The sequence below is a fragment of the Photobacterium lipolyticum genome (genome assembly GCF_003026475.1).
GTDB classification, from domain to species: domain Bacteria; phylum Pseudomonadota; class Gammaproteobacteria; order Enterobacterales; family Vibrionaceae; genus Photobacterium; species Photobacterium lipolyticum.
Window position 1 is genome coordinate 55,051 of record NZ_PYMC01000022.1, and the last position, 6,679, is coordinate 61,729.

5 protein-coding genes are annotated in these 6,679 nt (G+C 45.3%); 3 read left to right on the forward strand and 2 right to left on the reverse strand.

The features are described 5' to 3' along the window. The first annotated feature begins 26 nt into the window (after nt 1-26). The 3 genes from C9I89_RS20400 to C9I89_RS20410 all read left to right on the forward strand — a co-directional run bounded on the left by C9I89_RS20400 (nt 27) and on the right by C9I89_RS20410 (nt 2,029). Nucleotides 27-821: an adenosylcobinamide-GDP ribazoletransferase gene (locus C9I89_RS20400; RefSeq protein ID WP_107285171.1), complete on the forward strand. Its 795-nt coding sequence runs from the start codon at nt 27-29 to the stop codon at nt 819-821. Between the two features lie 43 nt (nt 822-864). Beyond that, complete coding sequence (gene cobO, locus C9I89_RS20405; RefSeq protein WP_107285166.1) at nt 865-1,470, forward strand: cob(I)yrinic acid a,c-diamide adenosyltransferase; 606 nt, start codon at nt 865-867, stop codon at nt 1,468-1,470. A gap of 124 nt (nt 1,471-1,594) precedes the next feature. Beyond that, the gene (locus C9I89_RS20410) at nt 1,595-2,029 is read left to right on the forward strand and encodes a phosphate-starvation-inducible protein PsiE (protein WP_107285167.1); all 435 of its coding nucleotides are present in this window, start codon (nt 1,595-1,597) and stop codon (nt 2,027-2,029) included. Between the two features lie 81 nt (nt 2,030-2,110). Here C9I89_RS20410 and C9I89_RS20415 read toward each other — a convergent pair whose 3' ends face one another. Both C9I89_RS20415 and C9I89_RS20425 read right to left on the reverse strand, forming a co-directional pair. Next, the gene (locus tag C9I89_RS20415; protein ID WP_107285168.1) at nt 2,111-3,436 is read right to left on the reverse strand and encodes an anaerobic C4-dicarboxylate transporter; all 1,326 of its coding nucleotides are present in this window, start codon (nt 3,434-3,436) and stop codon (nt 2,111-2,113) included. 685 nt (nt 3,437-4,121) lie between these two features. Further along, nucleotides 4,122-6,281 (reverse strand): AsmA family protein, encoded by a 2,160-nt coding sequence (locus C9I89_RS20425; protein WP_107285169.1) that lies wholly within the window; start codon nt 6,279-6,281, stop codon nt 4,122-4,124. Nucleotides 6,282-6,679: the final 398 nt, after the last annotated feature.

Genomic DNA, 6,679 nt, shown 5'->3' on the forward strand with positions numbered 1-6,679 from the left:
ATCTCGGGTCATCAGAACAAACGGCCATGCCACCGGCAGTAAACGAAGCAACGGGCTGGCGGCTACAATGGCAGATATTCCTTGTCTCGCTGGCCTTTTTTACCCGGATCCCGGTTCCGGCAAATACCCCCTACTCAACTCAGCGCCTCAATCAGGCAAACCGCTATTTTGGTGCTGTCGGCATTATTATTGGATTAATCAGTGCGGCGGTTTACTTACTCGCCATCCTCATTTGGCCACCGGAACTCGCCATTGCCCTCGCAATGGTCGCCAGCATCCTGGCCACCGGGGCTTTTCATGAAGATGGACTCGCCGATGTCTTTGATGGCTTCGGCGGTGGCTGGACGGTTGAACGCAAGCTCGACATAATGAAAGATTCGCGCTTGGGTACCTATGGTGCAGCTTCATTAGTCATGATGCTCGGGTGTAAATGGGTCAGTTTGTCTGCACTGGCAAGTATTGATCCAGCCTTGCCGGCAATCCTTCTGATTGTAATGCACAGCATAAGCCGTATTTGTTCTGCCAGCCTGATTTTTTCATATCCATACGTCAGGGCCGATCAGCAAAGTAAAGTTAAACCACTGGCTAACCAGCAAAGCAAACAGGATTTGTGGGTTCTGATCGGCTCTGGATTAATTATATTACTGTTACTGCCGATTGAAGCCGCCGTTACCTTAACGCTTGTTATGGTTGCAATACGCTATCTGTGTGGCCGGTGGTTTCAACAGCAATTGGGCGGCTATACTGGTGATTGTCTGGGTGCCGCACAGCAAATTGCTGAACTATCAGGGTATATGGCTTTGTTAGCACTGTTCTCATAATGATTTCATATATTAAATTTGACATATAAACAGAGGAAGTCCCATGGTTGACGAAACCAGTAAAGACGAACGCTATAAAGCACGCCAACAGAAAGTAAAAGATCAAGTGGATGCACGTGTTGAAGCGGCTCAGATAGAAAAAGGGATTTTTCTGATCATTACAGGTAATGGCAAAGGGAAATCAACCTCCGGTTTTGGCACCATCGCCCGTGCAGTTGGCCATGGTCTTAAGTGTGGCGTTGGCCAGTTCATAAAAGGAACCTGGGATTGCGGTGAACGTAACTTACTGGAACAGCACAGCGTCGATTTCGCGGTAATGGCTACCGGTTTCACCTGGGATACACAGAACAAAGAAGCCGATACCGCCGCAGCACAAGCTACCTGGGGCGAATGTAAAAAGATGCTGGCAGATGACAGCTATGATGTCGTACTGCTTGATGAAATGACGTACATGGTCACGTATGGCTATGTCGAGCTGGATGAAGTCATTGAAGCGATCAGTAACCGCCCAACGATGCAGTCTGTCATTATTACAGGCCGCGCAGCCCACCGTTCGTTAATGGATATGGCAGATACCGTCTCTGAAGTCAGAAGCATTAAACATGCATTTGAAAGCGGGATTAAAGCCCGTAAAGGTATCGACTGGTAAGTGATTACAAACATCCTGCGACGGTGCAAGCACACTGCCGCAGGATTTGTTATTCGCTTTGCGTATAAGTAATTATTCCAATAAGCCGTGATAACACGGTTCAGGCAGTATGCCCGGAGAGTTTATGCCATCACATTTACCTAAAGCCTTCAGCTCTCGGTTTCTGAAGGTTTTTCATGTTCTTGAAGCTATTTTATTAGTCGCCATCACTCTGGCAACCCTGTTTGCCATGATCAATGAATTCATTCATGTGCTCGTTAACCGCGATATTCAGCTGACAGATATCTTGCTGATGTTTATTTATCTGGAAGTATTAGCCATGGTGCAGCAATTCGTTACTAACGGGAAAATCCCCGTTCGCTATCCTATCTATATCGCAATAATGGCGATAGCACGATATATCACACTGGGAATGAAAGACTTGGACGGCATTTTGGTCGTCTGGCTGGCATTGGCCGCGTTTATCCTTGCAGCCGCCACACTGATGATCCGTATCGGCCACCATTACTGGCCTTATGAGATAGTGACCGATCCGAATAAAAATCAGCCTGAAGATTAATTCAGCGTAAACAGACACTTATTCCGATTGAGATAAAAAGGGAGCTGAATGCTCCCTTTTTTATTACTTCTTCACTGCTGTTTAAACAACAATCTGAGCAATAGTATAGCCCGCGACACATGCTGATATGACACCAATCAAACCAGGCATCATGAAGCTATGATTAAAGTACCATTTACCGATCTTCGTTGTACCGGTAACATCAAAGTTACAGGTTGCAATATCTGATGGGTAGTTTGGAATGAAGAAATAACCATATGTTGCTGGCATCAAACCAATTAGCAACGCCGGAGATAAGCCCATCGCCATACCGACAGGTAACATCATACGTGCTGTTGCTGCCTGGCTATTCACGACAACGGAGACCGTAAAGAGTGCCAGTGCGAATGTCCACGGATAATTCTGTACCATCTCGGTAATGCCGGATTTAAACGTTGGCATAGCATACTGAAAATATGTATCACTCATCCATGCAATACCGAAAATCGCGATTGCCGCTACCATTCCGGATTTAAACACCACACCTTCTGGGACTTTTTGCACATTCGTGCGAGTTACTAACAGAATTAACCCACCAAATGCCAACATCATCATCTGAATAATCACGGCCATTGATATAGGCTTAGTCCCTTCACCAATGGTGCGAATTTCTGGCATCATTGCTATAACGACAATCGTCAATAATCCAAGAATGAATAACAGAACCGCATGCTTGGCCGATGTTGGCAGTTTTTCATTCAGCGAGGTCGCTGTCGTATCAAGGATCCTATCACGCCATACCGGATCTTTCAGGCGACGCTGGTATTCAGGATCATCCTCTAGCTCTTTGCCGCGGCGTAGGCTATATAAAGATAGTAAAATAGTTCCAAGCAAAGTGGACGGGACTGTGACCATCAAAATGGTCAGCAGGTGAAGACCTTCCTGAATACCTGATAGTTGAGCAAGATAGTAAACAACAGCAGCTGAAATCGGGCTCGCCGTGATAGCCAATTGTGACGCCACGGATGAAGCTGCCATAGGCCGCTCGGGACGGATACCATTTTTCAGTGCGACATCACCGATGATTGGCATGATTGAGTAAACAGCATGACCCGTACCCAACATAAATGTCATGGTATAAGTCACTAATGGCCCAAGAATGGTAACGCGTTTAGGGTTGCTCCGAAGAATACGCTCTGCCACTTGCAGCATATATTTCAAGCCCCCCGCAGCTTCAAGAATAGAAGCACAGGTAACCACGGCAAGGATAATCAACATAACCGTAATTGGCGGTGATGTGGGCGGCATTCTAAAAATGAACACTTCAACCAACAAGCCTAAGCCAGAAACAACACCTAAACCAATACCACCAAAACGGCTTCCCGCGTACAAAACGAGAAGTAGGAATAAAAATTCCAAATACAGCATACCTGCTATCTCCCTATATCTAAAAATTCAGGCCTCAGAATAAGAGCCTTTATACTTTCAGACAGATTGCCAGTAATTTTGCAGTTACCCCTTGATAAAAATCAATTAATGAAACCAACTATTCATCAGGCAAATATTGTGTGAGCGCCATCTTAGGAACAACATTCTATAAAGATATTCACGCTACAAGTTTACTTGCAACAGTTCACCAAAAAAACGATTTCATGCAACATGTAACCCCGCAAAATCAATGCATTAGGGCTCAGTAATGCATGGTGATGAGAAACATACATCTTATAAAAATAAAGGCTAGCACCGCATCTTATCGGTTTTATTTTCTCGCTATAACACAGAATTAACCCACCTTATAGTTTTGCTTTTTATGGCGGTGACATTCTTTTATATGGCATAAATATGCATTACTGTCCTAGCTTACGATACCTAACCACCACATTGGGGCGGCACCGGTGTTAGATAAAACCGGGCAGTTGGTAGGGATGTTATCTGCCGTGGATCTGTTATTAGCATTCCAGGACACATTGAAGTCACAAAAATTCAATAAAAAGAAAAAATCGGCAGCCTAATACCAATAAGTATAATTGGCATTACAAATTCATCAGCTAGAAGAAAGGCTTGCCCTATAGCGGCAAGCCTTTTAACTTTGTCGTTCGGTGAAATAAAGTGATTAGTTAAATAAGCCTTTCAGCAGTTTATCAGCGGCATTCTTGATTTTGTCATCCTTGGCTTTATCGCCAAGCAGCTTCTCCAGGCCACGATCTACTTCTTTTTTAGCTTTCTCTTCTAACTCATTGTTCTGTTTAAGCAACTTTTTTAGATTAAGCGAAAAGGTCGGCTGCTTCCAATCACCTTTAACATCAATTGGAACGGTTAAATCCGCAACCTCATCAATCTCTTTACCACCCTGACCTTTGCTGGTCGCCACCACTGAGGTGTTAATGGTAAAATCGATCGCTTCACTCATCAGGTTGGTATTGCCCTTGCCATCAATACGAAGCAATGGTGATGCAAGATGCAGGTTATTGGTTGAAGCCTCCCCCTTGCCTAACTTAACGGTGGCTGTTAACGCAGAGAAGTCTGTCTTCTTATCCTCTTTAACGTATTCCGCCTTTCGCCCTTTAAGGGTTGCTTTGGCTTCGCGTATCATTTGCGGAATATTGACTCCGTAAATAGCACCATCGGCAAAATTAATGTCTATCGTACCCGATGTATTCTGACGTATCCGTTTTTCAGCAAGCCCAGCGCCCGATAACGTAACGTCGATATTCCCTGTACCAGCCAGGGTATCGTTTTGTGCAATATCGATCAGCATTGGCTGAATCTGCACGCCTTTGATCTGTTTGGTTACCTGATACTTGGGTAGCTTGCCATTGGCATCAATCGTCGCTTGCGCATTCACTGATCCACCATACAAATTGGCGTCGAAACGGTTCAGCTTAAGCACACCTTTTTTAACGTTCACATCAAGCTGTACGTTAGAGACTCTGGCATTAGCCGCTTTCAATTTGCCAATGTTGACCGTACCCGCCAGATCCAGCGTTTTCAGTACCGACAGATCCGGCTCGATATCCGATACCGGGGCCGCTTCATCCGATTGCGAGCCAGACTGAGAAGATGAAGCCTGCTTGCCATCCTCAGCAGAAGGCTTAGATGAAGGCTCTTGCTTTAGGCCAAGGAAAGCATCCAAATCGATGTTGTCACTGTTTACGGCAAATCGTATCGCTGGAATATCAGCACTCTGGAATGATCCCTTGCCCTTCATCGCAATTTCATCGATAGCAGTTTCAAAACGACTCAGCGTTGCCAGACCTTTGGCCACATCATAATTGGCATCTGCATCGAGCTTGACGGTCATCTCCGGACGAGGAAGCGTATTACCTTTCAGTTTGGCCGCCAATGTTAGCTGTTCCAGCTCGGCAACATTAAAGTCTTTACTGAGTTTAAGTCGTGTCTGACCATTGGCATCAAAAACAAGATCTGGCACCTGCCCTTTGGTATTGTAGGAAATAGTGGACCACTCACCCACTTTAAATTTATCAACGCCTAGCTCGAATACCTCAATATCATTAACAGAATCCTTCGCGGTTGCAGATAAGGTTAATGCTTTCAGCTCGCCATCTTTAAAACCAGGCTGAATAAGCAGCCCCGTTTCACCTTTGGCCGTAAAGCTCAATTCGCCATTGTTACCGATGACATCAAAATTTGCATTGGTCCATTCGCCCGGGGAAAAATGAGCCAGACTGAAGTTCAAGCGGCTGACTTCCGTTATGGTGCCCGCTTTATCGTCCCGAATTATTGCACTGGCATTAACCAGCTCCATACCAACCAAGCTGATTGACCACGGCTGACTGGTCTCTTTGCTCTCAGGTACAGCAGCCTCAGGTTCTGCTTCTGCAGGAGCCGATAGTGTGGCGGGCTCACTCACCTCGGCTTGCTGCTCGCCCAGACCATCTAAGTTGCTCACGCCATCCGCACGTGTTTGGATAAAGACACGCGCATCATAAAGACTGACATTGCCAATATCTAAATGCTGCGAGAATAATGGCATGACTGAAACGGATAATTCCGCACTCCCCAGTTTCACCAGGTTTGGTTCGGCAAAACCGTCAGGATTTCTAAATTCGGTTTCCCCCAGGTTAAAACCGATACTCGGGAAGAAACGCCAGCTAATATCACCAGCAATAACCAAATCTCGCCCCGTTGCCTTTTTAACTTGTTCGCTTAGCAAGGGCTTGAACTGGTTAGGATCCACCAGCGCTAATAAAGCACCAATACCCACGACAACGATGAGTACTATGGCCAGTAAAATATAAAGTAACTTTTTCATTGTATCCTCTGTGTGATCCGTTCTTCCTGATTCGATGAGGTAAATCATATCAAGCTGGTAAATTAATCCGTTTGGCAATCTAGTCAATTGCCGTTTATGACAGCGATAACCAGCGTTAGTTTCCTACAAACAGCCGCTGTCCATAATACGTTGCGTAAAACAAAAATGCTTTTACATCAAATACAAAAAAGAAAGTATATACCCAAACCACTTTAAGATGCAGAGTTCAGCAAGAATTCATTAACGTTGTTTGGGTATAGGTAAGATTAAAGCATCGAGTAGGGTGAGGCGTTACCGCCTTAACCCTCTCACAGAACCGTACGTACGGACCTCGTATACGGCTCCTGCATACCCATGTTCAGCTCTGCGCTGAACACATACCCTGTCCTTACATGCTC